The organism is Kitasatospora sp. NPDC028055 (assembly GCF_040637885.1).
Classification (GTDB): domain Bacteria; phylum Actinomycetota; class Actinomycetes; order Streptomycetales; family Streptomycetaceae; genus Kitasatospora.
Genome location: NZ_JBEZXE010000009.1, coordinates 47,680 through 72,761, shown reverse-complemented (window position 1 = coordinate 72,761; position 25,082 = coordinate 47,680). Strand labels below are relative to the sequence as shown.

Genomic DNA, 25,082 nt, shown 5'->3' with positions numbered 1-25,082 from the left:
TGGTGCGCCTGGGGGGGGAAATCGCTCGGGGAATTGGTGTGTTTTACCTGGGGTTTGTTTGGGGGGGGGGGGGGGCCCCCCCGCCCCCCCCGCCCCCGGCGCCGTCGAGTACCGGACCCCGTGGGAGGCAACCCGCCGTGCTGATCGCCGACTTCGACACCTTCGGCCGGGTCGCCGACTTCGACCCGGCGACCGGGCTGCTCGGTCCCGGGCGCACCGCCGACCCCGGGCAGCGCGTCCACGGCCACTACGGACAACTGGCCCGCGTCGGCGTGGTGTTCTACCGGGCCACGGACGGGCTGCGGATCCGGGTGGGGGAGCACGACACCCGCCTCGACGCCGCCACCGCGGTCCGGCACCGGATCGTCGGCCCGCAGTGCGTCCTGACCGTCGGCCGGGTCGCCGAACTGCGCTACCCGGTGCCGCCGGAGTGGTCCGGCCCGGCGGACGACCCGACCCCGTTCGTCGACGCCGAGGACTTCGATCTCGGCCTGTTCATCGCCGATGTCCTGGCCGACCGCGCCCGGGCGGCCCGCGTCTACCGCTGACGCCGGCCCGGCCCCGCCGTCAGCAGCGCCGGTCCGGCCCCGTGCGCGCTGCGCCGCCCGTGCCGCCCGCGCCCGCGCCGCCGGACAGGTCCCGCAGGGCGGCCCGCGCGGCGGCCTCGCCCTCGTCGTACCGGTGGGCGAGGGCCGCGCGCAGGGCGGCGTCCAGGTGGCGGGCGGCCTCCTCGCGGCGTCCGGTGGCGGCCAGGGCGCGGCCGTACAGGGTCTGCAGGACGACCCGGCGGGCGGCCGGGAAGGGCGGTTCGGCGAGGGCGAGGCCGCGGGCGGCGTGGTCGGCGGCCGCCTCGGGGTCGCCGCCGGCCAGGCAGGTGTCGGCGAGGTGCTGGCGGGCGAGGGCGACGAGGTCGGCGCGGCCGGCCTGTTCGGCCAGGGCGAGGGCGCGGCCCAGCAGGTCCCGCACCCGGGCGGGGAGGTTCCCGGGCCCGGGTGCGCCGTAGCGGGTGAGCGCGGCGGCGAGGTTGACCAGGGCGACGGCCTGGGCGCTGCGGTCGCCGGCCAGGGCGGCCAGGCCGGGGGCCCGTTCGAGGTGGACCAGGGCCTCCTCGGGCCGCCCCTCCTCCAGCAGCACCCAGCCGAGCAGGGCCCGGGCCCGGGACTGGGCGCCGGGGTCGAGGTCGGCCTCGGCGGCGGCGAGGCCGTGTTCGAGCAGCGGCACCCAGCCGTCCCGGACCTGCCACACGATCAGCGGCCACTGCAGCAGGACCAGCCGCCAGGCCCGGTCGTGCAGTCCGGCGCCGACGGCGGCCAGCGCGGCGCCGCGCAGGGTGTCGCGTTCGGCGGCGTACCAGGCCAGGGCGCTCGCCCGGTCGGGGAAGGGGCGGACCTCGACGGGCCGCCGGGCCCCGGCGGGCAGTGCGCAGCACGGTTCGCTGCCGGGTTCGGCGGCGGCGCTCGCCGCGAGCAGGGTGTTCAGCAGGTGGTCGAGGAGCCGGGGCAGGGTGTCGGAGTCGTCCTCCTCGGGCGGGGTGCGCAGGCTGCGGGCGTAGAGGCGCACCAGGTCGTGCAGGGTGTAGGCGTCCCGGTCGATCTCGACGACCAGGTGGGCGGTGGCCAGTTGCCCCAACGCGCCTGCGGTGTCGGGCAGTTCGCAGCCGGCGAGGGCGGCGGCGGTGCGGCTGTCGAGGGTGGTGCCGGTGTGGGTGCCCAGGCGGCGGAAGAGCCGGCGGGCGGGGGCGGACAGGTGCTGGACGGTCAGGGCCAGGGCGGCGGCGACGCTGGTGTCCTCCACCTCCAGCAGCCCCAACCGGCCCTGTTCGTCGGCGAGTTCGTCGGCGAGTGCGGCCAGTCCCCGGTGCGGGCAGGTGGCGAGGCGGGCGGCGGCCAGGCGCAGGGCGAGCGGCAGCCCGTCGCACAGCCGGGCCAGCCGGGCGGCGGCCTCGGGTTCGGCGCCGACCAGCTCGGGGCCGAGGTCGGGGCCCAGGGTGGTGGCGAGCAGGCTGACGGACTGCGGGGCGGACAGTTCGGCCAGCGGTACGGGCCGGGCGGCGTCCGAGGCGACCAGTCCGCCGAGCCGGTCGCGGCTGGTCACCAGGGTGACGCAGCCGTCCCCGTCGGGCAGCAGCGGGCGGACCTGCTCGGAGCGGCGGGCGTTGTCCAGCACGATCAGCATCCGGCGCCCGGCGGTCAGTTCCCGGTAGCGGGCGGCCAGCGCCTCGGGGGAGGAGGGCATCCGCTCCGCGGGCAGGCCGAGGGCGAGCAGCAGTTCGCGCAGCACCGCGCCGGTGGCCCGTTCGGGCAGCGGGCTGTGCCCGCACAGGTCGACGAACAGCCGTCCGTCGGGGAAGTCGGCCTGGCGCCGGTGCGCCCAGTGCACGGCGAGGGCGGTCTTGCCGACCCCGGCCCCGCCGGTGACGACGGCGATGGCGCCGGGGGCGCGGGCGGCCCGGTCGAGCGCGGCCAGCTCGTCCTCGCGCCCGGAGAACCCCCGGGGCCGCCGGGGGAAGGGCCACGGCGCGGGGACGGGCTCCGCCGCCGCGGAAGCGGGGGCGGGCCCGGGCCGGGACGTCAGCGCATGGACGGGGGCGGGCCCCACGGCGTGCCCCGACGTCAGCGCGGAACCCCGCGCCCCGGCGGAACCCCGCGCCACGTCGCCGAGCAGCAGCAGCTGGTGGGCCTCGGCGAGCTCCGCCCCGGGGTCGATGCCCAGCTGCTCGGCCAGGGTCCGGCGGGTGCGGTGGAACCACTCCAGCGCCTCCGGGCGCCGCCCGGCCCGTCCGAGCGCCACCACCAGCGCGGCGACCAGCGACTCCCGCAGCGGGTGGAGCGCGGCCTCGGCGGCCAGCACGCCCGCGGCCGCGCCGTGGTCGCCGAGCCGGCCGTGGGCGCGGGCCAGTTCCTCCACCGCGGACAGCCGCAGCTCCTCCAGCGCCTGGGCGGCGCACTGCAGCGGCAGGCTGGGCTCGGTGCCGGCGAGCGCGGGTCCGCGCCACAGCGCGAGCGCCTCCCGCAGGGCCGCCACCGCCGCGCCGGCCTCCCGGGCGCCGTGGGCGTCCCGGACGAGCCGTTCGAAGCGCCGGACGTCCACCGCCGCCTCGGGCACCCGCAGCAGGTACCCGCCGCTGCCGCCGCTGCCGTCGGTGGCCAGCTCGACCCCGGCGGCGGGGGCCCGGTGCTCGGCGAGGACCGCGCGCAGCCCGGAGACGTGGTTGTGGATGACGGTGCGGGCGTGCCGGGGCGGCTCCTCCTCCCAGAGGGCCTCGGTCAGCCGGTCGATGCCGACCGGCGCGCCGGGGTTCAGCGCCAGCGCGGCCAGCAGGCTGCGGCGCTTGGGCGAGCCGAGGGCGAGTTCCCGTCCGTCCGCGGCCACCACGGCCACCGAGCCCAACAACCGGAATTCCACCCGCGCCCCCACCCTGACCAGCAAATATGGCAAGCATATGACAGTAGGCAACCCTGCGATGACGCACGGTTCCCCGCCCCCGGACCACCCCGCACCGGCCCGCGCGGCGCCCTGGACGGAGCCGTACCCGATCGGATCCAATACCACCTCCGGACACCAGGGGAGGGGACCGATGCTGACCGACACCTCGACCGCCGCGGGCAGGGCGATCCTGCTCCACGACCGCTACCCCACGCTCGACGAACTCACCGACACCGCCCGCCACCTGGCCGCCCGCCACCCCGGACGCTGCCGGCTGCGCACCCTCGGCACCTCCCGCGCCGGCCGCCCCCTCCACCTCCTCTCGATCGGCCCCGACGACCGCGGTACCGCCACCGACCGGCCCGCCGCCGACCGCGGCACCGACAACGTCCTGGTCGTCTCCGGCGCCCACGCCGACGAGTTCTCCGGCCGCGCCGGCCTCGTCGAACTGGCCCACCGGGTGCTGGCCCGCCCCGCCCGGCACCCGGCCACCACCTGGCACCTGCTGCTCTGCCTCGACCCCGACGGCGCCCACCTGGCCCGCGGCGGCCTGCTCGCCCGCACCCTGCCCGCCTACTTCGCCGGCTACTACCGCCCCGCCGCCGAGGAGCAGCCCGAATGGGCACCGGCGATCGGCGGCCGCCTCCCCGAGAGCCGGATCCTGCTCGACCTGATCGACGAACTGCGGCCCGCCCTCCAACTCTCCCTGCACACCGCGGACGTCGGCGGCACCTTCCTCCAGGCCACCGCCGACCCGACCGCCCTCGCCGCCCCCTTCGCCCGCTCCGCCGCCGCCCTCGGCATCCCGGTGGAGACCGGCTCCTTCGACACCCACCGGCTGCCCGCCGTCAGCCCCGGCGTCTTCCTGATGGAGCCCGAGCACATCGACACCCAGGAGAACACCACCGGCATGCTCACCGAGCAGCCCGAGGCCCGGGGCGGCGCCCGGGCCGCCACCTGGTTCGCCCCCCGGCGCCACGGCGGGCGCACCGTCGTCGTCGAGGTGCCCGCCTGGACCAGCGACCGGCTCGGCGACCCCGCCCCCGTCCCGCCCGAGGACGCCGACCGCCACCTGCGCGCCGCCGCCGACCACCTGCGCGAACGCGGCCACCGCCTCACCGAACTGCTCACCGCCCTGCCCCCGCACGACGGCCCGCACGACACCCCGCTGCTGCGCGCCGCCCGCACCCAGCTCACCGCACTGCGCCAACTCGCCGACGCCTGGGACCCGCGCACCCCCGAGGGGCCCCTGCCGCCGTCGCCCCCGCCCACCCGCGCCCACCTGGCCGGCATCGACCTGTGGGCCCACCGCATCCCGGTCCGCGCCGCCGCCCTGCTGCGCCGCGCCACCCCCGCCCCGGACCCCCGCCCGGCCGCCCTCCTCCACACCTGGTGCGCCCACTACCGCCACCGCTTCCGCCCCACCTGGCTCCCCGTCACCCGCCAGGCCGCCCACCACGCCAACACCGCCGAAGCCGCCGCGGCCGCCCCCCACCTCCCCTGACCGCCCGCCCCGGCGCCACGCGCTCCGGTGGCTCCGGCAGGATGGCCCGGTGAGCTCCCGCCCCCGGCGTCACCGCCCCGCGCCGTCCCACGTGTACCGGATCACCAAGTACGCCCCCGCCGACAACGCCTCCCGCTGGCACCGGCTCGGCGACGGCAGCGGAGGTGGCGAGGGCGGATGAGGCGGTCGACGCGGTGCGGGCCCGGCTGGCCCCGCGCGCTCAACTCGCCGTGTGGCCGGAGCTGTTCAAGGCAGTGGGTACGGGCGGCCTGAACATCAGTGTTCCTATTGACAACGTCTAATCGGTTTAGCGGAAGGTGGGGTGAGATGGGATCTATTGAAGACCTGGCAGTTCTCGGTGGTCTGACCGAGGCGCGGAGGTTTGTGGTGCCATGGCGCGAGGTCGAACGGGGGCTCGGGACTTCCCTGCCGTCTGACTATGCCGAGTACGTCGGCCACTTCGGCCCTGGTGGGTGGAGCAACTACCTGGGAGTGTTGATTCCGGGAGTCGCGGACTCGTCCAGCGAGCTCGTTCATCAGTCGACGAGCTTGAATGAGCTAATGGAGCAGCGCCCCATCATTCGAGAGCAGCAGCCGTTCCCCATTTATCCGGCTCCTCATGGGCTTCTGAGGTGGGGTAACTCGTCGACCGCTGAGACATTCCATTGGCGTGTTGACTCGGATGACCCTCATTCGTGGCCCACGGTGGTGCTCGGAGACACGGAGGAAGAGGTGTACGAGTTCCACGGGCCGATGACGGAGTTCCTGGCGAAATTGTTCGACCATCGGATCCGCGTCCCGTTTATGACTCAGGTTCCGAAAAAGTCTGACACTCGATTCACCCCGAGCGAGGGGATCCCGCTGAGCCCCCGTTTCCGGATCGAGCCCCTCGGGTACTTCGAGAACTGAATCAGCGGTACCCGGGTAGCGAACCGCCCCGCTGTATCGGGTGAGATCGGCGTGTTCGCGACCGCAGGCCGGACCACTGACAGGACCGTCGGCCGCACGCCTCCGTAGCCCGGACTCCCGGGGAGCCCGGGCGCTCAGGACTCGACGGGGTCGCGCAGCGCGGCGCGGGGGACGGGCCCCGGGGCCGGGGGAGTGGTGTCGTCCTCCGAGAGCAGTGAGCCCCGCACGCGCTGGACGTAGCGCTCGATCAGGTGGCACAGCACGCTGACCGTCGCGGCGACGTCCGGTTCGGGGACGCCGGCCAGGGCGTCGGCCAGGCCGGTGATGTTGGCCTGTTTCAGCCGCTCCAGGAGGTCCCGCCCGTCGGAGGTGAGGGCGACCCGGCGGGCCCGGCGGTCCAGGGCGTCGGGGGTGCGGGCCACCAGGTGCTGGCCCTCCAGGCGGTCGATCTGCCGGGTGACGTGGGAGGGCTTGACCATCAGCCGCTCGGCCAGGTCGCCCACCCGGCTGGGCCCGTCGGCCTCGGCGAGGGCGCGCAGCAGGTAGACGTCCGAGCGTGCGGCGGTGATGCCGGCCCTGGCGGTGCGGCGTTCGTGTTCCTGGGAGCGGGTCAGCAGGTAGGCCAGCGAGGCCAGTACGGCCTCCAGGTCTGCGGTGGCGGTGTCCGCGGTGGCGGTCCGATCGTCTGCGGCGTCCGACATGGGGGAACTGTAGCGGCCGGTGCGCCTCCCGGCTGCGGCGCAGACCGGTCACCGGATTTCGGACAGATTCGGCGCCCACCGGATGGGCCCTTTCGCCGCCACGGACCGCGAGTTAGCGTGACAGCGAGTTAGTTGCTTTTGGCACGTAAATGCTCCGGGCCCGCACGCCCACCGCACCCGCGTGCCCCCGCACGGCCGCACCCTCGCGTGCCCCGCACGGCACCGCGGGCCGGACCGGACCGACCCATCCGGCACAGCCAGCTCCGAGAGGGGAGCCCCCCATGGCCACCGCCGCACAGACCCCCCGCTTCACCCACCCCGCCGCCCGCGGCACCTGCCCCTTCGCCCCGCCGCCGGCCTACCAGCAGGCCCAGCAGGACGAGCCGATCAGCCGCATCTCCCTCTGGGACGGCTCCCCCAGCTGGCTGCTCACCCGCCACGAGGACATCAAGGCGGTGCTCTCCGACGCCCGCTTCAGCTCCGACTCCACCCGCCCCGGCTTCCCCTTCGTCAGCGCCGGCGCCCGCCAGCTGAACAACGGCCAGCCCGTCTTCATCCGGATGGACGACCCCGAGCACGCCCGCCTGCGCCGGATGCTCACCGGCGAATTCATGATCAAGAAGGTCGAGGCGCTGCGCCCCGAGGTCCAGCGCATCGCCGACGAACTGCTCGACCGCATGACCGAGGGCCGCACCGAGGCCGACCTGGTCCGCGAGTTCGCCCTGCCGCTGCCCTCCCTGGTCATCTGCCTGCTGCTCGGCGTCCCCTATCAGGACCACGAGTTCTTCCAGGAGTGCAGCCGCGTCCTGCTGCGCCGCGACTCCCCGGTCGAGGACGTCATCACCGCCCAGGCCCGGCTGACCGACTACCTGGAGGAACTCACCGACACCAAGCGCACCCACCCCGACGACGGCATCCTCAGCCGCCTGGTCGAGCGCGGCGAACTGAACACCCGGGAGATCGGAGCGATGGGCCGGCTGCTGCTGGTCGCCGGGCACGAGACCACCGCCAACATGACCGCGCTGTCCGTCCTCGCCCTGCTGCGCCACCCCGCCCAGCTCGACCACCTGCGCCGCCACCCCGAGGCCGTCCCCGGCGCCGTCGAGGAACTGCTGCGCTACCTGACCATCGTGCACTCCGGCCTGACCAGGGTCGCCACCGAGGACGTCGAGCTCGGCGGGGTGCGGATCCGGGCCGGCGAGGGCGTCGTCTGCATGATCAGCACCGCCAACCGGGACACCGCGCAGTTCCCCGACGGCGACACCCTCGACCTCACCCGCGACGCCCGCCGCCACCTCGCCTTCGGCTTCGGCGTCCACCAGTGCCTGGGCCAGCCGCTGGCCCGGCTGGAACTGCAGATCGCCCTCGACACCCTGCTGCGGCGCCTGCCCGAACTGCGCCTGGCCACCGCCTTCGAGGACGTCCGCTTCCGCGGCGAGATGCTCATCTACGGCGTCCACGAACTGCCCGTCGCCTGGTAGTCCGGGCCCGCGACCACCGCCACCCCTATCCCCGAACCCCGCCCCCGAACCCCACCCCCCCGAAGGGAACCGAACCCCATGCTCGTCCGGATCGACCAGGAGAAGTGCTGCGGCGCCGGCCACTGCGTGCTCGCCGCCCCCGACGTCTTCGACCAGCGCGACGAGGACGGCATCGTCGTCCTGCTCGACGCCCGCCCCCCGGCCGACCTCCACCAGGCCGTCCAGGAGGCCGCCGCCGTCTGCCCGGCCACGGCGATCACCCTGGAGAACGTGTGACCGCACCGCGCGAGGTGGCCGTCGTCGGAGCCGGCGCCGCCGGACTGCACGCCGCCGAGGCGCTGCGCCGGGCCGGCTACGACGGCCGCCTCACCCTCGTCGGGGCCGAGCCCGAACTCCCGTACGACCGGCCGCCGTTGTCCAAGCAGCTCCTCGACGGCCAGTGGGAGCCCGGGAAGGTCACCCTGCGCGAGCCCGCCGCCCTCGCGGAGCTGCGGCTGGACCTGCGCCTGGGCGTGGCGGCCGAACGCCTGGACCGCGGCGCCCGCACCCTGCACCTGGCCGACGGCCGGCAGGTGCGCTGCGACGCCCTGGTGGTGGCCACCGGGGTGCGAGCGCGCCGGCTGCCCGGCGCCGAGGCACCGCTGCCCGGCGCCCACGTGCTGCGCACACTGCCCGACGCCCTCGCCCTGCGCGAGGAACTGCGCCCGGGCGCACGGCTGTTGGTGGTCGGCGGCGGACTGCTCGGCGCCGAGGCGGCGGCCACCGCCGTCGGGCTCGGCGCCGAGGTGACCTGGCTGGTGTCGGCCGCCGCGCCGCTGGCCGCCGTCCTCGGTGCGGAGACGGCCGCGCTGCTGACCGGCCTGCACCGCGAGCACGGGGTGCGGATCCACCGGGGCACGGCCGCCGCCGTGCTCCGGCGGCACGGCCGGGCGGCCGGCGTACGGCTCGCCGACGGCGGCGAACTGGCCGCCGACGCCGTGCTGATGGCGATCGGCTCGGTGCCGGCCACCGAGTGGCTGGCCGGCAGCGGGGTCCCGCTGGAGCCGGACGGCGGCGTGGCCTGCGACGCCCACTGCGCCGCCGGCCCCGGCGTCTGGGCGGCCGGCGACGCCGCCTGCTGGCCCGACCCGCGCACCGGCCGCCGCCGGCGCCTCGAACAGCGCACCAACGCCACCGACCAGGCCCTGCTCGCCGCCCGCAACCTGCTGGCCGGCCCGGACGGCACCCGCCAGGCCTACGCGCCGGTCCCGTACCTGTGGACCGACCAGTACGGCCTGCGGGTGCAGGCCTTCGGCAGCCCCGGCGCCGCCGACCGCTTCGAACTGGTCGACGGCAGCCTCGCCGAGCACCGCTTCGCCGCCGCCTGCCTGCGGGAGGGCCGGGTCACCGGCGCGGTGGGCATCGCCGCCGCCCGCGCCCTGCGCGGACTGCGCGCCCAGGTCGCCGCCCACGCCCCCTGGCCGCCCGCCGCCGAACGGCAGGCCGCGCCCGTCGGCTGAACCGCTCAACCGAGCCGCCCGGCTGAACCGCTCAACCGAGCCGCCCGGCTGAACCGCTCAACCGAGCCGCCCGGCTGAACCGCTCAACCGAGCCGCTCAACCGAGCAGCTCGGCCGAACCGGCCGGGCGACCCGGCGACCTCGGGGGCAAATCGCTACATTGGGGGCATTTGGCAGCAGCGCCAGGCACCGTGCGCCCACGCAGAGAAGGCCGACCGCCTTCGGAAAGGGTCCCCATGCACCCCGCCCTCAGCCCCGCCGTCCTCGCCGAACTGCGCCGGCCCCGGCCCTACCCGGCGGTGTCCGTCCTGATGCCCACCCACCGCCGCGAACCCGACAACGCCCAGGACCCGGTACGGCTGCGCAACCTGCTGGCCGAGGCGAAGGAGCGGCTCCAGGCCGACCCCGAGGTCTCCCGGGCCGACCGGATCGACGTGGCCGGGCAGCTCGACAAGGCCCTCGCCGAGGTCGACCTGGTGCACGCCGAGGACGGCCTGGCGATCCTCGCCGCGCCCGGCGAGCACCAGGTGTGGACCTTCGCCCGCACCGCCCCCGCCCGGGTGGTGCTGTCCGACACCTTCCTCACCCGCAACCTGGTCTCCGCCCAGGCCGCCGAGCGCCCCTACTGGGTGCTGGCCGTCGCCGCCGACCGGGCCGTGCTGTGGAGCGGCACCCCGGAGCGGGTCACCGAGGACCGCGCCCACGGCTTCCCGCTGACCCGCGCCTTCTTCGACAACCCCGACCCGGAGCGCCGCGAGCGCATCGGCGACACCCCCAGCACCTTCCGCGACGAGGAGACCAAGACCTTCCTGCGCCAGGCCGACACCGCGCTCGGCAAGGTCCTGGCCGCCGACCCCCGCCCGCTGTACGTGGTCGGCGAGGCGCCCGCCCTGGCCCTGCTGGACGCCGCCGGCCCGATCGCCAAGGAGGCCACCGCCCAGATCCCGCACGGCGGCCTCGCCCAGGCCGACGTCGAGACCGTCCGCAAGGTGGTCGCGCCCGCCGTGCGCGCCCATGCCGAGCAGGAGACCGCCGACGCCCTCGCCCGGCTGGACCGGGCCCGCGGCCGCTCCGGGTTCGCCGCCGGCCTCGACGAGGTCTGGCAGGGGGTGGGGGAGGGGCGCGTCGCGCTCCTGGTGGTCGAGGAGAACCACCGCGCCACCGTCCGCGACGCCGGCGAGCACCTCGTCCCCGCCGAGGCCGGCGAGGCCGGTGCCCGCGAGGACATCGTCGACGAGGTCGTCGAGCGCGCCCTCGACACCGGCGCCCGGGTCGCCTTCGTCCCCGACGGCACCCTCGCCGACGCCGGCGGCATCGCCGCCGACCTGCGCTACTGACCCGGCATCGGTAAACCGTTTGGGCCGGTGCGCCGTCGGCTGCTACCGTCAGCGCAGCCGTGAGAGAAACGCGAGGAGGTGAGACCCATGAAGGCAGTAACCGGGTGGGTGCTCCCCCTTGTCGTCACGGTGGGCGATTGACGTTGGTGTCGCCCGGGAGCGCCTCAGGCAAGGCACTTCCGAAAGGCAACACCATGAACTCTCCGCATCCCGCCCCGCACACCCCTGCCGTGACGCGGCTCTCGGACACCGAGTGGCAGGCCGTCGAGGACGGCCGGGCGGTCGGCCGCGCCGACGCCTCCCGGCGGCCCGACGGGCGGCTGTTCGTCAGCATCGACACCTGGCACGACACGGTCTTCGACCGCCTCGCCGCCGCACTGCTCACCGACCTGCCCGCCCCGCTGCACACCGTCGTCGACGAGGCCGACCACGACACCCGGTCCGCCTGGCAGCGGGCCGGCTTCACCACCGCGCGCCGCGAACGGGCCTACCTGGTGCCCACCGACCCGCGGGCCACCGGCCTCGGCGCGGTACGGCCCCCGGAGGGTGTGACGATCCTGCCCGCCGGCCTGGCCGAGGAGGGCCCGCTGCGCGCCCTGGAGCGCGTCGTCCACGCCGAGGTCGAGGCCGGCGCCGGCTGGCCGGCGGTGCCGGCCCAGGTGCTGCCCCGCCCGGCGGGGACCATCGTGGTCGACCCCACCAAGTACGCGGTGGCGCGCCAGGGGGACCGCTACGTGGGGCTGATCCGGGTCACCCCGCCCCGCCGGCCGCGGATCGGGCTGATCGCCGTGCGCGCCGAGCTGCGCCGCCGGGGCATCGCCCGGGCGCTGCTGGCCCACGCGCTGGACTCGCTGCACCGCGGCGGCACCGCCACCGCCTGGGCCGAGGCGACGGAGTCCGACCCGGCCGCCACCGCGCTCCTGGAGGGCGTCGGCGCCCGGCGCGCGGGCGCCACCCTGGAGCTGGTCCACCGCTGACCCGCGCACCGGCCGCCGCCCCGGCATCGAACGAACGACCCCGGCACCGACGCCAAGCAAACGAACGAACGAACGAATGAAGAGGTGAACACCATGACCAAGACAACGAACGGCATCGAAGTCGAAGGCACCGTCATCGAGTGCCTGCGCAACGCCAACTTCAAGGTGGAACTGCAGAACGGGCACGTCGTCCTGGCCCACATCAGCGGGAAGGTCCGCAAGAACCACATCAAGATCCTCCCGCACGACCGGGTGCTCGTGGAGCTCAGCCCCTACGACCTCACCCGCGGCCGGATCCGCTACCGCTACCGCAACTAGCAGCGGGAGAACCGGTGGCCCGGCACGCTCCCCCGTGGCGTGCCGGGCCACCGGTGGTTCTGCCGCGCGGGGCTGACGGGCCCGGCGCGTCGCGGTGTTCCTCGTGGAGGATGCCAGGACGCGCCGGGCCCGTGTTGTCCCTGCGTCTCCACTTCCTTGGCAATGCGTCTACGCGTCGCCCGTACCGCCCGCGGCGCCGTCGCCGTCCTGCTCCCGCCCGGCCAGGGCCCGGTGGCGGTGCTCACGGGGCGAGAGCCCGTACGCGGCCCGGAAGGCACGGCTGAAATCGTCGGCCCGGGGGAAGCCCCAGCGGGCCGCGACGGCCTGGACCGGCAGGGTGCGCAGCGCCGGGTCGGCCAGGTCGCACCGGGCCCGCTCCAGCCGCTGCCCGCGGATCCAGGCCGCCAGCGTCCGGCCGTCCCCGGACTCCCCGGACTGCCGGGTGAAGACCCGGTGCAGGTGGCTGACGGAGACGTGGTGGGCCGCGGCGATCACCGCCGGCGACAGGTCGGGGTCGGCGAGGTTGCGCCGCACGAAGGCGCGCACCGCCTCCGCCAGGGCCCGCTGCCGGGTCTCCTCCGGCACGGCCGCCTCGGCCTCCAGTTCCCCCGCGACCCAGGCGGCGACCAGGTCGACCGCGATCCTCCCCAGCCGGGCCGCCCCGGCCGGCCCCAGCACCGCCGCCTGCCGGTCCAGCCCGACCAGGAAGTCCGACAGCAGCGCGCAGGTGCCCTCGCGCACCGAGAACCCCCGCCCCAGCAGGTCGCGCAGCCGGTGCGGCGGCAGCGGCAGCAGCGACACCGGGAAGTCGATCCCCACGGCCTCGGTCCGCTGCTCCCGGCGGCCGCCGCCGCAGGCCCCGAGGGCCCGCACCTCGTACGGGTGCGAGCTGTCCACCAGGTAGAGGTCGCCCCGGCCGAAGGTGCGGGTGCGCTCCCTGGTGCCGCGGGTCAGCGACAGCCCGCCGGCGAGCGGCATCGTCAGGTGGTACACCCCGGGGTCGGTGCGCCGCACCATGGCGGCGGAGCGCCGGAAGCGTGTCGGCGGGAACGAGGACCGCAGCAGGGTCACCGGCCCCAGTTCCAGGCGGCGCATCTCCGCCCGGAAGTCGTCGGCGTGCTCGCTGGTCATCTCGCTGGCCCGGGTGCGCCCGATCAGCTCCCGCCAGCAGTCGAACCGCTCCCGCGCGGGCAGGCCCTCGCCCCGGAACACGCTCCCCGTCACCGCGGCCACCTCGCCGCCCCCTTCCCGCTCCGTCTCCCGGCCCGGCCGCTGCCGGACCGTCGACCGTAACCGATCCCCGCCCGTCCGCCCGCCCGGACCCCCGCGCCCACCCCCGGTCCGAGCCCGGGTCCGGGCCCGGGTGCAGGGGCAGCCGGTAGCCGGAGGGGGTCGGGGGCAGGGGATCAGCGCGAGGCGGGCGGGGGAGGGCCCTGGCGCACCGATTGGCGAACCCTTGGCTAGCATCTGCGCACCGAGAAGTGGATCAAGGGAGCAGCAGTGGAGCAGGGGCGGATGGAGCTGGCGTACACGCCGACGGGCGAGGACTTCCGGGAGGCCTTCGCCGCCCAGGCCCGGCACACCACGGCGGGCCGGCTGGCGCGGGTGGTCTGGTGGGTCCCGGCGGCCGTCTCGCTGCTCGGCGGCGCGCTGAAACTGGCGGACGGCGGGGCGGGTGTGTCGGACGCGGTGGCCGCGGCCGCGATGGCGGCCCTGGCACTGTTCGCCCCGCGGCTGCAGGCGGCGTTGGCGCACCGGCGGGTGTCCCGGCGGGGCGGGCCCCGCACCGTGGTGGTGGACGACGCCGGGGTGAGCGTCACCGACCGGTGCGGCACCCAGACCCGGGCCTGGGCGACGCTGTCGGGCTTCGTGGAGACGGCGCACCTGTTCCTGGCGCTGAACCGCAGCGGCTCCTGCCTGCTCATCCTGGCCAAGCGCGGCACCTCGGACCCCGACGCGCTGCGCGCCCTCCTCGCCCGGCACCTGGCCCCCGTCGGCCGCCCGGCACCCGCGGGCCCGGCGCCCCAGGCCCGGGTCTGACGCCCTGGGGCCCGGCGCCGCAGGCCCGGGTCTGACGCCCCGGCGCCCGGAGCCCCGGGCCCGGGCCCTCAGGCCTGGAACGGCCCCTCGTCCACGAAGGTGCGCAGCAGCCGGGCGAAGGTCCGGGCGTCCTGCGCCGGCCAGGAGGCGAGGGAGTCCTCGATGCGGGCCGCCAGGCGCTGCCTGGTGGCCCGTACCGCGTCCTGCCCGGGGTCGGTGAGGACGAGCAGGGTCGCGCGCCGGTCGCCGGGGTCGGCCTCGCGGCGCAGCAGCCCGGCCTCCTCCAGCCGGTCGGCGCGGCGGGTCACGGTGGTGCGGTCCAGCCCGATCTCGCGGCCCAGGTCGGCGGCGCTGCACGGGCCGGTGCGGGCCAGGCCGCTGAGGACCGGGTAGGTGAGCTCGTCGACGGCCTCCCCCAGGCCGTCGGTGAGCTGGGCGTGCAGGCCGGCGCGGGTGCTGCGCCGCAGCAGCAGTCCCAGGGCCTCGGCGATCTCGTGTCCGGTCGGATTCGTCACCCCCTCAGATTAGCGTGCGCTGCGCACGCTTTTCCTGTACCGTCAGATGCGTGCCTGAGGCACGCACTTTCCCGTGACGACCATCGGAGGACCCCGTGCAGCACACCGACATCACCACCGCCCTGGCCGACCTGCTCCTCACCCCGGGCCTGGACCTGAACGAGGCCGTCGACCGGCACTTCGCCCCCGACTACCGCCAGCGCACCGACGGCCGCTGGGACGACCGCGGGGAGTTCCTGGCCCACATCGCCCACCTGCGCACGGTCGTGGCCGACGGCTCCGTCGAGGTCCACGAGGAACTGGTGAACGGTCACCGCTACGCCGACCGCCACACCATGACCATCACCAAGACCGACGGCTCCACCGTCCGCATGGAGGTCTACCTCTTCGCCGAGTTCGCCCCCGACGGCCGCTTCCGCCGCATCGAGGAGACCACCCTCCTGCTGGAGGGCGCCGACCACGACCGCGACCTCGGCAGCGCCCGCTGAACACCCGGCACACCCCGGCCGTAGGGCAGGGGCCGTGGGGCGGGGCCGCCCCCGCCCCACGGTCGCCCCAGCCCTACGGCCGCTCGCCCGCGCCCTCGGTGTCGATGCGCGGCAGCACCCGGTCCAGCAGGCGCGGCGTCCACCAGGCCGCCGGCCCCAGCAGCGTCATCACCGCCGGCACCAGCAGCAGCCGCACCACCGTGGCGTCCACCAGCACGCTGACCGCCAGGCCCAGCCCCATCATCTTGATCACCACGTTGTCGCTGACGATGAACGCGGCGAACACGCTCACCATGATCAGCGCGGCACAGGTGATCACCCGCGCGGTGATCTCCAGCGCGTGCGCCACCGAGTCCTGGCTGCGCCCGGTGCGCAGCCAGGACTCGTGGACCCGCGAGAGCAGGAAGATCTCGTAGTCCATGCTCAGCCCGAAGACGATCGCGAACATCATCATCGGCACGTAGCTCTCGATCGGGACCTTCCCCGCGACCCCGAGCGCCGGCCCGCCCCAGCCCCACTGGAACACCGCCACCACCACCCCGTACGAGGCCGCGATCGACAGCAGGTTGAGCACCGCGGCCTTGACGGCGACCAGCAGGCCGCGGAAGACCGCCAGGATGATCAGGAAGGCCAGCGCGACCACCACCGCGATGATCGGGACCAGCCGGCTGGAGACGAGGTCCAGGAAGTCGACCTGGGCCGCGGTGTTGCCGGTCACGTACGTCCGCGCGCCGCTGCCCGCCACCGCGTCGGGCAGCACGGTGCCCGACAGGCGGTCGACCAGGTCGGTGGTGGCCCGGTCCTGCGGGGCGCCGGCCGGGACGACGGTGGCGAACAGCACCGCGCCGTCCGGGCTGGTCTGCAGCGGGGTGGTGCTCGCCGCGCCGGGCAGGCCGGTGAGGGCCTGCTGCACGGCGCCCTGCACGCCCGCGCGGGATCCGGGCGCCACGGCGCTCTGGTCGACCACCACGGTCAGCGGCGCGTTCGCCCCCGGGCCGAAGGCCTGGGCGACCAGGTCGTAGGCGCGCCGGTCGGTGAAGGAGGTCGGGTCGGCGCCGTCGCCGATGTGGCCCAGCTGGATGGAGAACAGCGGGATGGACAGCACCCCGAGCGTGACCACCCCGGCGACCAGGTAGCGCCACGGGTTCGCCTCCACCCGCCGGGCGTAGCGGTGCCAGCTCCCGCCGCCCCCGCCGCTGCCCCCGCCCTCGCCGCTGCCCCCGGCCTCGCCGCTGCCCCCGGCCTCGCCGCCGTCCCCGGCCTCGGCGATCGGACGGCGCACGGCGAAGCGGTCCATCCGGCGCCCGATCAGCCCCATCAGCGCCGGCAGCAGGGTCAGCGCGCCGAGCACCGCCGACACCACCGTGACGGCCGCCGCCGCCCCGAGCTTGGCGATGAAGGAGATGCCCGACACCGACAGCCCGGACAGCGCGATGATCACCGTGCAGCCGGAGACCAGCACCGCCCGCCCGCTGGTGGCCACCGCCTGCCCGGCGGAGGCGACCGGGTCCACCCCGTCCATCAGGTTCTGCCGGTGCCGGGTCAGCAGGAACAGCGCGTAGTCGATGCCGACCCCGATGCCGATCATCGTCGCCAGGGTCGGCGCCACGGTGGCGAAGGTGGACAGCGCCGCGACCAGCCCCAGCGCCCCCAGCCCGACCACGGCCGCGATCAGCGCCGTCAGCAGCGGCAGCCCGGCCGCGATCGCGCTGCCGAAGCCCACCAGCAGCACCACCACCGCCACCGCGAAGCCGATCACCTCGCTGGAGCGGTCGTCCGCCGCCGGCCGGGCCAGCTCGCCCAGCGGCCCGCCGTACTCCACCTGCACCCCGGCCTGGCGCAGCGGCGCCACCGCCGCGTCCACCCCGCCCAGGTAGTCGTGGCCCAGCAGCGCGGGGGTGGTGTCGAAGCGGACGGTGATGTACCCGGTCAGCCCGTCGGGGGCCAGCGGCCCGCCCGGCGGGGCGCTCTGCCCGGCCGGCGGCAGCGGGCTCTGCGCGCTGACCACGTGCGGCAGCTGCTGGAGCGCCGTCACGGCCTGGGCGATCTGCGGCTGGAAGCCGGTCAGCGGCCGGGCGTCGTGCAGCACCACCGGGGAGCTGGTGCCCGCGGCGCCCGGCTCGTGCGCCTGCAGCACGTCCCGGCCCTGCTGGGCCTGGGTGCCGGGCAGGGAGAAGTCGTCCGAGTAGCTGCCGCCGACCGCCCGGTTGGCGGCCTGGACGCCGGCCAGGGCGACGATCCACAGCACGACGACGACCAGCGCGTGGCGCGCGCACCACTCGCCCAGGCGCCGCAGCGCCCCGCGCCCGGCGGGCGGCGGCGCCGCGGCGGCAGGGGGGACACGGCGGGTGGACGGCGGCATGGACGGGCTCCCGGGGTCTCCTGCGCGGTGGTGCGCCGAACCGGCGCAGTGTTCCCCGCGGGCGGCCGCCGCCCTCCGGTACCGGCGGGTAGTCGCCCCGAAGGCCGCCACCCCGCCCCCGCCTCCCCGCCACCCCGCCCCCGCTCCCGCCACCGCCTCGCCCACCGTCGGGTCAGGGCCGCCAACCCCCGCCGACTTCCCGCGCGGCACCGGCGAGTTGGCTAGACTGCCCCGGCCCGGTGTGATCAAGAAGGGACATGAACGAGCATGGGAGGATCCTGGATGACCGCGACCGAGCCCGATCCCGAGCAGCCGGCGGTGCCGCAGATACGCCAGGACATCCCGCACAGCGCCCGGATGTACGACTACTTCCTCGGCGGCAAGGACAACTTCGCCGTCGACCGCGAAGCCGCCGAACGCGTCCTGACCGTCTTCCCCACCATGCGCACCGCCGTGCGGGCCAACCGCACCTTCATGCACCGCGCCACCCGCGCCCTGGCCCGGCGCGGCCTGCGCCAGTGGCTGGACATCGGCACCGGCATCCCCACCTCGCCCAACCTCCACGAGGTCGCCCAGGCCGTCGAACCCGGCGCCCGGGTCGTCTACGCCGACAACGACCCCGTCGTCCTGGCCCACTCCCGCGCCCTGATGACCAGCACCCCCCAGGGCCGCACCGCCTACGTCCACGGCGACGTCCACGACCCCGCCGCCATCCTGGCCACCCCCCAGGTCGCCCGGACCCTCGACCTGGACCAGCCGGTCGTCCTGTCGATGATCGCCCTGCTCCACTTCGTCCCGGACCCCGACGACGCCCGCGCCATCGTCCGGCACCTCCTGGACCCGCTGCCCGCCGGCTCCGCCCTGGTCCTCTCCCACGCCACCGCCGAACTCGACCCGCCCGGCGCCTCCAAGGTCGAGGAGATCTACAACCAGGCCGGCACCTCCCTGCGGCTGCGCCCCCGCGCCGAGTTCGCCACCTTCTTCGCGGGCCTGGACCTGCTCGACCCGGGCATCGTGCCCGCCCACCGCTGGCACCCCGACGGCACCGACGAGGCCGACCTGCTGCCGGCCGGCGTCACCGACGCCCAGGTCTCCTTCTACGCCGGCGTCGCCCTCAAGCCCTGACCCGGCGACAGCACACCGCCACCGCACACGGCGAGGGCCCGCGGCTTCCACCGCGGGCCCTCGCCGTGCGTGCCCCGGCGCGGGACCCGGCCCTCGACACCCCGTCAACACCCCGGCCGCCACCGCATCCCGTCCGGGTGACGCCGGGACGGTTCCGGCCCGCGCCCGGGCCCCGGTCCGCTCTGCTGGGAGCGCCCGCACCGCCCGAGCCCCGCCCCGGAGGAGCCCCGTGACCTCGCCCTGCGACCCCCAGTACGCCCCCGCCGGCGACGTGAGCGCGGCGCTCATGGTCATCGACTCCCGGCTCAAGGCCCTCTACGACGGCCGCACCGGCACCGACCCCCAACACCGCGAGATGGTCGACCACCTCGCCGCCTCCCTGGGCCCGGACGGCTTCGCCGCCCTGCTGGAGGGCGCCTGCACCCTCATCTACCTGTACATGAACTGGCTGCGGAAGGCCTGCGAGGACCAGGGCAAGGACGTCATCGAGTACGTGCTGCCCAACCTCCTGGCCACCATGCGCATGATGCCCCGCACCTTCCGCCCCGAGGTCGTCCCCACCATGGCCGGCCTGCTCGTCGCCGCCGGCAGCGGCCTGAGCCCCAACCTGTGGCGCGCCCAGTACGGCCCCTGGACCGACGCCGAGATGAACCCCCTGGAAGCCACCGCCACCCTGCTCGCCGAGTACGTCAACCGCATCTGCGGCGACGACCAGGACTTCGCCACCCGCCTGATCACCGACGCCCTCTCCCGCGCCGACGACGAGGAGACCGAGGACGACGAGGCCGACGAGGACTGACCCCCGCCCTCCGGCCGCCCCTCCGACCGCCCGACGGAGTGTCAGTGCCCACCCCTAAGGTGGAGACAACGCTGGAGGGAACGCCGAAAGGCGCCGCGGGAAAACCCCGCGAGAGGACTCCGGAAATGCATCGCAAGCGCGCCGGAAAAGGGGATAGCCATGTCCGCGAACAGGATCAAGCACAAGGTCAACCACGTCTCCCTCGTGGTCGACAAGTCCGGCTCGATGCACCAGCACCAGGCCCAACTCGTGCGCGTCGTCGACGAGTTCGTCAAGGGCCTCCAGGAGGAGTCCGACCGCCTCGGCCACGAGACCCGGATCAGCCTCTACGCCTTCGACCACGAAGTGCAGAACCTGGTCTGGGACATGGACGTCAAGCACCTGCCCTCCCTGCGCGGCCTCTACCAGGTCGACAACGGCGCCACCGCCCTGATCGAGGCCGCCGTGAAATCCGTCGACGACCTCAAGAACATCTGGGAGGGCTACGGCGAGCACTCCTTCCTCCAGGTCGTCGTCACCGACGGCGAGGAGAACGCCTCCGGCTGCTCCCAGAGCGGCCAGATGCACACCCGGATGAACGCCGGCCAGGGCGCCGCCGTCCTGCGCTCCTGGCTCGACCGCATCCAGGGCGCCATGGACGACCTCCCCGACCACTGGACCTCCGCCATCCTCGTCCCCAACTCCCTCGCCAAGCGCACCGCCCAGGAGTACGGCTTCCCGGCCGGCAACATCGCCATCTGGGACGCCGACTCCAGCAAGGGCGTCGAGGAGGCCATCGGCACCGTCAAGTCCGCCGCCACCAGCTTCCTGCGCGGGCGCGAACAGGGCGTACGCGGCACCAAGAACCTCTTCGCCATGGGCCAGGACCTCGACACCGCCCAGGTCAAGGCCAACCTCGACGCCCTGGACACCGGCAAGTACATCCTCATACCCGTCGACGAGGCGACCCCCATCCGCGACTTCGTCACCAGCGCCGGCCACCCGTACAAGACCGGCTGCGCCTTCTACGAGCTCTCCAAGCGCGAGAAGATCCAGGGCAACAAGCAGCTCGCCGTCGCCGAGAAGGACCCGGCCACCGGCCGGATGACCGGCCGCGTCTTCTCCGGCCCGGCCGCCCGCCGACTCCTCGGCCTGCCCGCCGCCGAGGCCGTCGTCAAGCCCGGCGAGAACCCCTCCTACACCGTCTTCGTCCAGTCCACCTCCGTCAACCGCAAGCTCGTCCCCGGCACCAAGCTCCTCGTCCTGCGCTGACCGCTGACCGCTGAGCACCGGCCGCTGCGGCCCGTGGCGCGGCCGGCGGCCGGGGAGCGGCGCCACGGGCCGCAGCGGGCTGACGGGAAATCGGTTCGCCTGCGGAGCAGCCTTCGTGTCAGGATGCCCCGTCACTTCGTCCGACCGGGGGGTCTCCTGATCATGCGCCGCTCCACCGTGCTCGCCGTCGCCGCCACCGCGGTCTCCCTCGTCGCCCTGGTGGGCTGCGACGACGGCAAGGCGCCGACCGCTTCGCCGACCGCGTCGGCCACCACGGCCGGGGCCGCGCCGACCCCGACGCCCACGCCCACCCCCACCCCCGCCGCCGTGGCCACGACGGCGGGCGGGGCGATCGACCCGGAGAAGGCGCTCGCGCTCGCGGAGGCGACCCCGTACGCGGCCACCCAGGACTTCACCACCGAGGCCGGCCCGCTCAACTCGCGCACCAAGGCCCGGGTGAACCTCAACGGCCCGGTCCGCTCCGGCCGTCTCACCGAGTCCATGACCGCCGCCGGCGGCGACATGGTCGGCGGCGGCAGCGACACCCCGAACGTCGTCGTCACCGGTGACGGCACCACCTACATCCGCAGCGGCAGCAGCTGGCGCACCTCGCCGCTCGGCGACCGGGTCGCCGACTACCACGGCTACGCCAAGGCGCTGCTGGCCCTCGGCCCGTCCGCTCGCACGGGGATGGAGGACTGCGACGGCACGCCCTGCTTCCACCTCTCCGGCACGGTCGGCGTGGAGCAGATGAAGCCGCTGGAGGCCGAGCAGTACAAGATCCTCAAGAGCAAGGGCGTGGAGAGCTTCCGGCTCGACCAGTGGATCGACGCCTAGGGCGTGTCTTGTGGATCAGGTCGGACCAGACCGCGGCGTCAGGGTGCGTGCATCGCAAGGCGGAGGAGGGGGTCCATGCGGAGCATCGGCGACCGACGACAACGCGGCGAGGTGCGTGCCCTGGCGTCGCGGGCCTGGCCTGATCCACAAGACACGCCCCAGGGCCGCACCGTCCGCTTCGACCGGAAGACCGACCTGGGCGGCGTGCAGGTCCGCACCCGCGGCACCTTCCGCGACTTCGGCCCGGTCGAGCGGATCGACCCGCCGCGCTGAGCACCGCCACACCCCCACCCCCGGGCCGGACGCCGCCCCAGAAGTGCTAACTTAGGCAAGCCTAACCAGGCAGTGCGACGACCACACGGCCCAGGGGGCACCATGGCAGAGCAACCGACCCGCCGGACACCGCGCGCCCGTGAGGCACGGGTGCTGCGCACCGAGCGGATCACCCCGCACATGGTGCGCCTGGTCCTCGGTGGCGCGGGGCTGGCGGACTTCGACGCCACCGAGTTCACCGACCACTACGTCAAGCTGCTCTTCACCCCCGAGGGCGTGGACTACCCCGAGCCCTTCGACCTGGCGCGGATCCGCGAGGAGTTCCCGCCCGAGCAGCGGCCGGTCACCCGGACGTACACCGTGCGGGCCTGGGACCGGGCGCTGCACGAGCTGACCGTCGACTTCGTGGTGCACGGCGACGAGGGCCTCGCCGGGCCCTGGGCGGCCCGCGTGCAGCCCGGCGAGACGGTGCGCTTCCTGGGCCCCGGCGGCGGCTACGCCCCCGACGCGGACGCCGACTGGCACCTGCTGGCGGGCGACGAGAGCGCGCTGCCCGCGATCGCCGCGGCGCTGGAGCGGATGCCGGCCGACGCCGTGGTGCACGCCTTCGTCGAGGTCGCCGACGCCGCCGAGGAGCAGAAGCTCCGCTCGCCCGCCCGGGCCGCGGTCCACTGGCTGCACCGCGGCGCGCGCCCGGTGGGCCGGGCGCTGGTCGAGGCGGTCGGTGCCCTGGAGTTCCCCGCCGGCACGGTGTCCGCGTTCGTGCACGGCGAGGCCGGCTTCGTGAAGGACCTGCGGTACCTGCTGCGCGTGGAGCGCGGCGTCCCGCGCGAGCGGCTGTCGGTCTCGGGCTACTGGCGGCTCGGCCAGAGCGACGAGGCCTGGCGGGCCGTCAAGCGCGAGTGGAACGCCCAGGTCGAGGCCGAGCAGGAACAGGCCGGCTGACCCGGGCCCCGGCGGGCGGTCGGTGGTACCCCGCGCCCGCCGGGCCTGCGGCCGCGGGCCCTCGGTGACCCGCCGCAGCCCGCCCCCGCGCCCCCCTGTGGCGCGTCCCGCCCTCCGGCCGCCAGGACGCGTGGAACCCCGGGCGGAGATTCGGTTCCGTCGTGCAACCCTTGCGCCGTCGCGGCGGTGAGTAGGGCAGAGCGATGGCCCGGTCGGGCCGTCGCGCGGAACGTGAAGAGGAACTGGATGACCGCGAGGATACTGCCCGCCCCGGTGGAGGACCGGCCCCGGCCCGCCCCCGCTGCCGCGGGCGGCCCCGGCCTGCGGGAGCTCGACTTCGAGGGGTACGCCGCCTCGCGCTGGCCACGGCTGGTGCGCACCGCCTACCTGCTCACCGGCGACCACCACGAGGCCGAGGACGTCGTACAGGCGACGTTCGCGAAGGCCTTCCGGAACTGGCCCCGGATCAGCCGCCTCCAGGAGCCGGACGCCTACGTCCACCGGGCCCTGGTGAACAACAACCTGAGCCGGTACCGGCGCCGTAGGGTCAGGCAACTGCTCGTGCCCGTCCTGCCCGACCGGGCGCACACCGCGGGCGCCGACCACCGCGACGTCGAGGAGCGTTCGGTACTGCTCCAGGCGCTGGCCCAACTGCCGCAGCGCCAGCGGGCCGTGGTCGTCCTGCGCTACTGGGAGGACATGAGCGAGCAGCAGGTCGCCGAGATCCTCGGCTGCTCGCCGGGCAACGTGAAGAGCCAGGCCAGCAGGGGCCTGGCGAAACTGCGCACCCATCCGGCGCTGGCCCCCTACGCGGGCGGCAGCGGTTCGACGACCGACGGCACGAACGGAGACGACAGCTGATGGACACCGAGGACATGGTGCGCGGCGCCCTGCGCGACGAGGCGTCCCGGCTCACGGTGGCGCACTGGTCCGCCGAGCCCGTACGGATCCACGCCCGCCGCCAGCGCCGGCGGATGGCGGTGGGCGCGTCGGCCGTGGCGGCCGCGCTCGCGGTGGCGGTCGGCACGGGCACGGTGCTGTCCGCCCGGCACGGCGACGGGGCCCTCGCCCCGGCCGCGGCCCTGGCCACCCAGGCCCCGCTGCTCCCGGCGGGAGTGGCCCCCGAGGCCGTCGTCGCCGAGCCCGGCCGGCAACTGCCACTGGGCCGCCCCGACTGGTGGATGCAGTTGAAGGACCGGGAGATCTGCATCCACGACGCCCCCTCCTACGGCAGCGGCCCGGGCTGCAGCGGCTACTCCTGGGATGCGGGCGCCACCACCGAGCTCACCGTGCAGTACTACGCGGGCCCCGACCAGCAGGGCCTGTACAACCTCGTCTACCACGGGCCCGGACAGGTCGCCCGGATGACCGTCGAACTCGACGGCCAGGCCCACTGGGCCACCGTCGCCTCGCTCCCCGGCACCCCGGGCTACGCCAGTGGCTACGCCTGGGCGCCCGCCCTCAAGCCCACCGGCGCCGGGAAGGGCCGGCCCCAGCCCCTCACCGGCATCAGGCTCGCCGCGTACGACGCCCAGGGAAAGCTGCTGGCGAGCAAGAGCCTGTAGCCCCGGCACTGGTGTCTCCTGCGGCCGGTCCGCGGGAGGCACCACCGGCCCGGGCCGGGCGTTCTAGGGCGAGTCTGACAATTCGCGTCGGATCAGCGTGCGGCGTTGGGGTGCGTGCATCGCAAGGCGGAGGAGGGAGTCCATGCGGTGGGGGCACCTCCCGGCCGAAGGCTGGGGGCCATCGGCGACTGACGACAACGCGGCGAGGTGCGTGCCCCGGCGTCGCGCGCCCGGCGGGAATTGTCAGACCCGCCTTAGGGTGTCGGACATGCCGCTCGTCGACGTGACCCACGCGCCCACCGTGCCCGAGTCCACCCTGCGCGACCTGGGCTCGGTGCTGCCGCACCTGGTGTCCCTGGCCGTGCAGTGCCCCGAGGAGCCGTACGACGGGGACCTGCGACCCGGCGACGTCGAACTGCGGTTCCGGCCGCTGGGCCCGCTGGACCGCAGCGGCCTGGCGGTGGTGATCGAGGTCAAGTCGAAGTGGTTCGCCAGCCGGGCGGCCGACCGCCAGGAACGCGTGGACACCCTGCACGCGAACATCCGCGCCGCGACCGGGCTCACCGACTTCGGCGTCTACCTCTCACTGCCCGTCGCCGCCTGGTCCCAAGGAGACTGACCCCCGCCCAGGACCTGCGCCCAGGCCCCCTGCCCGGGCCCCTGCCCGGGCCCCTGCCCGGGACCCCAGCCCGGGACCTGCCCCCGGTGCCGCCCGCTGCGGCTGCGACCAT

Annotated in this window: 26 protein-coding genes; 21 read left to right on the top strand and 5 right to left on the bottom strand. The window is 75.3% G+C overall.

The annotated features are described in order from the left end of the window. The first annotated feature begins 137 nt into the window (after positions 1-137). Positions 138-548, top strand: coding sequence for a hypothetical protein (locus AB0F71_RS13055; protein WP_360231995.1), 411 nt, complete (start codon positions 138-140; stop codon positions 546-548). Between the two features lie 19 nt (positions 549-567). Here the strand turns inward: AB0F71_RS13055 and AB0F71_RS13050 are convergent, their stop codons facing one another. After that, the gene (locus tag AB0F71_RS13050; protein WP_360231992.1) at positions 568-3,429 is read right to left on the bottom strand and encodes an AfsR/SARP family transcriptional regulator; all 2,862 of its coding nucleotides are present in this window, start codon (positions 3,427-3,429) and stop codon (positions 568-570) included. A 148-nt stretch (positions 3,430-3,577) separates the two neighbouring features. On the opposite strand from AB0F71_RS13050, the gene AB0F71_RS13045 reads away from it, so the two are divergent. The 3 genes from AB0F71_RS13045 to AB0F71_RS13035 all read left to right on the top strand — a co-directional run bounded on the left by AB0F71_RS13045 (position 3,578) and on the right by AB0F71_RS13035 (position 5,839). Next, positions 3,578-4,930 carry a M14 family zinc carboxypeptidase gene (locus AB0F71_RS13045; RefSeq protein WP_360231989.1) on the top strand — a complete coding sequence of 451 codons (1,353 nt, stop codon included), beginning with the start codon at positions 3,578-3,580 and terminating at the stop codon, positions 4,928-4,930. Positions 4,931-4,979: 49 nt separating this feature from the next. Then, positions 4,980-5,111, top strand: a complete 132-nt coding sequence (locus AB0F71_RS13040) for a hypothetical protein (protein WP_360231986.1) — start codon at positions 4,980-4,982, stop codon at positions 5,109-5,111. A 146-nt stretch (positions 5,112-5,257) separates the two neighbouring features. Next, a complete protein-coding gene (locus AB0F71_RS13035; RefSeq protein WP_360231983.1) occupies positions 5,258-5,839 on the top strand; it encodes a hypothetical protein in 582 nt (193 codons plus the stop codon). Between the two features lie 134 nt (positions 5,840-5,973). Here the strand turns inward: AB0F71_RS13035 and AB0F71_RS13030 are convergent, their stop codons facing one another. Continuing rightward, the gene (locus AB0F71_RS13030; RefSeq protein ID WP_360231980.1) at positions 5,974-6,540 is read right to left on the bottom strand and encodes a MarR family transcriptional regulator; all 567 of its coding nucleotides are present in this window, start codon (positions 6,538-6,540) and stop codon (positions 5,974-5,976) included. 281 nt (positions 6,541-6,821) lie between these two features. Here AB0F71_RS13030 and AB0F71_RS13025 point away from each other — a divergent pair, with 281 nt between their 5' ends. The 6 genes from AB0F71_RS13025 (at position 6,822) to infA (ending at position 12,151) form a co-directional block, all read left to right on the top strand. Beyond that, complete coding sequence (locus AB0F71_RS13025; RefSeq protein ID WP_360231977.1) at positions 6,822-8,021, top strand: cytochrome P450; 1,200 nt, start codon at positions 6,822-6,824, stop codon at positions 8,019-8,021. Positions 8,022-8,099: 78 nt separating this feature from the next. After that, on the top strand, positions 8,100-8,297 hold the full coding sequence (locus AB0F71_RS13020) for a ferredoxin (protein WP_360231974.1): 198 nt from the start codon (positions 8,100-8,102) through the stop codon (positions 8,295-8,297). Continuing rightward, positions 8,294-9,520 carry an FAD-dependent oxidoreductase gene (locus AB0F71_RS13015; RefSeq protein ID WP_360231971.1) on the top strand — a complete coding sequence of 409 codons (1,227 nt, stop codon included), beginning with the start codon at positions 8,294-8,296 and terminating at the stop codon, positions 9,518-9,520. Before AB0F71_RS13020 ends, AB0F71_RS13015 begins: the two co-directional genes overlap by 4 nt. A 235-nt stretch (positions 9,521-9,755) precedes the next feature. Beyond that, positions 9,756-10,856, top strand: coding sequence for a chemotaxis protein (locus AB0F71_RS13010; RefSeq protein WP_360231968.1), 1,101 nt, complete (start codon positions 9,756-9,758; stop codon positions 10,854-10,856). A 194-nt stretch (positions 10,857-11,050) separates the two neighbouring features. After that, positions 11,051-11,833, top strand: coding sequence for a GNAT family N-acetyltransferase (locus AB0F71_RS13005; RefSeq protein ID WP_360231965.1), 783 nt, complete (start codon positions 11,051-11,053; stop codon positions 11,831-11,833). Between the two features lie 93 nt (positions 11,834-11,926). Further along, positions 11,927-12,151 carry a translation initiation factor IF-1 gene (gene infA, locus AB0F71_RS13000; protein WP_188306513.1) on the top strand — a complete coding sequence of 75 codons (225 nt, stop codon included), beginning with the start codon at positions 11,927-11,929 and terminating at the stop codon, positions 12,149-12,151. A 168-nt stretch (positions 12,152-12,319) separates the two neighbouring features. Here infA and AB0F71_RS12995 read toward each other — a convergent pair whose 3' ends face one another. After that, on the bottom strand, positions 12,320-13,375 hold the full coding sequence (locus tag AB0F71_RS12995) for an AraC family transcriptional regulator (protein WP_360231962.1): 1,056 nt from the start codon (positions 13,373-13,375) through the stop codon (positions 12,320-12,322). Between the two features lie 291 nt (positions 13,376-13,666). On the opposite strand from AB0F71_RS12995, the gene AB0F71_RS12990 reads away from it, so the two are divergent. Beyond that, a complete protein-coding gene (locus tag AB0F71_RS12990) occupies positions 13,667-14,191 on the top strand; it encodes a YcxB family protein (protein WP_360231959.1) in 525 nt (174 codons plus the stop codon). A gap of 68 nt (positions 14,192-14,259) precedes the next feature. Here the strand turns inward: AB0F71_RS12990 and AB0F71_RS12985 are convergent, their stop codons facing one another. Further along, positions 14,260-14,706, bottom strand: coding sequence for a MarR family transcriptional regulator (locus AB0F71_RS12985; protein ID WP_360231956.1), 447 nt, complete (start codon positions 14,704-14,706; stop codon positions 14,260-14,262). 95 nt (positions 14,707-14,801) lie between these two features. On the opposite strand from AB0F71_RS12985, the gene AB0F71_RS12980 reads away from it, so the two are divergent. Continuing rightward, a complete protein-coding gene (locus tag AB0F71_RS12980; RefSeq protein WP_360231953.1) occupies positions 14,802-15,194 on the top strand; it encodes a nuclear transport factor 2 family protein in 393 nt (130 codons plus the stop codon). 73 nt (positions 15,195-15,267) lie between these two features. Here AB0F71_RS12980 and AB0F71_RS12975 read toward each other — a convergent pair whose 3' ends face one another. Beyond that, positions 15,268-17,556 carry an MMPL family transporter gene (locus tag AB0F71_RS12975; RefSeq protein WP_360231950.1) on the bottom strand — a complete coding sequence of 763 codons (2,289 nt, stop codon included), beginning with the start codon at positions 17,554-17,556 and terminating at the stop codon, positions 15,268-15,270. 282 nt (positions 17,557-17,838) lie between these two features. Here AB0F71_RS12975 and AB0F71_RS12970 point away from each other — a divergent pair, with 282 nt between their 5' ends. The 9 genes from AB0F71_RS12970 (at position 17,839) to AB0F71_RS12930 (ending at position 24,970) form a co-directional block, all read left to right on the top strand. After that, the gene (locus AB0F71_RS12970; protein ID WP_360231947.1) at positions 17,839-18,681 is read left to right on the top strand and encodes an SAM-dependent methyltransferase; all 843 of its coding nucleotides are present in this window, start codon (positions 17,839-17,841) and stop codon (positions 18,679-18,681) included. A 229-nt stretch (positions 18,682-18,910) separates the two neighbouring features. Further along, entirely contained in the window at positions 18,911-19,480 is a 570-nt protein-coding gene (locus AB0F71_RS12965) for a hypothetical protein (RefSeq protein WP_360231944.1), read from the top strand. A 159-nt stretch (positions 19,481-19,639) separates the two neighbouring features. Continuing rightward, positions 19,640-20,731, top strand: coding sequence for a vWA domain-containing protein (locus AB0F71_RS12960; protein WP_360231941.1), 1,092 nt, complete (start codon positions 19,640-19,642; stop codon positions 20,729-20,731). A 162-nt stretch (positions 20,732-20,893) separates the two neighbouring features. Further along, positions 20,894-21,568: a hypothetical protein gene (locus tag AB0F71_RS12955; protein WP_360231938.1), complete on the top strand. Its 675-nt coding sequence runs from the start codon at positions 20,894-20,896 to the stop codon at positions 21,566-21,568. A 75-nt stretch (positions 21,569-21,643) separates the two neighbouring features. Then, positions 21,644-21,841, top strand: coding sequence for a hypothetical protein (locus AB0F71_RS12950; protein ID WP_360231936.1), 198 nt, complete (start codon positions 21,644-21,646; stop codon positions 21,839-21,841). Positions 21,842-21,943: 102 nt separating this feature from the next. Further along, positions 21,944-22,786 (top strand): siderophore-interacting protein, encoded by an 843-nt coding sequence (locus AB0F71_RS12945; RefSeq protein ID WP_360231933.1) that lies wholly within the window; start codon positions 21,944-21,946, stop codon positions 22,784-22,786. A 321-nt stretch (positions 22,787-23,107) separates the two neighbouring features. After that, complete coding sequence (locus AB0F71_RS12940) at positions 23,108-23,647, top strand: SigE family RNA polymerase sigma factor (RefSeq protein ID WP_360232377.1); 540 nt, start codon at positions 23,108-23,110, stop codon at positions 23,645-23,647. After that, positions 23,647-24,351, top strand: a complete 705-nt coding sequence (locus AB0F71_RS12935) for a hypothetical protein (protein WP_360231931.1) — start codon at positions 23,647-23,649, stop codon at positions 24,349-24,351. Before AB0F71_RS12940 ends, AB0F71_RS12935 begins: the two co-directional genes overlap by 1 nt. A 268-nt stretch (positions 24,352-24,619) precedes the next feature. Further along, positions 24,620-24,970 carry a hypothetical protein gene (locus tag AB0F71_RS12930; RefSeq protein WP_360231928.1) on the top strand — a complete coding sequence of 117 codons (351 nt, stop codon included), beginning with the start codon at positions 24,620-24,622 and terminating at the stop codon, positions 24,968-24,970. Positions 24,971-25,082 lie beyond the last annotated feature (112 nt).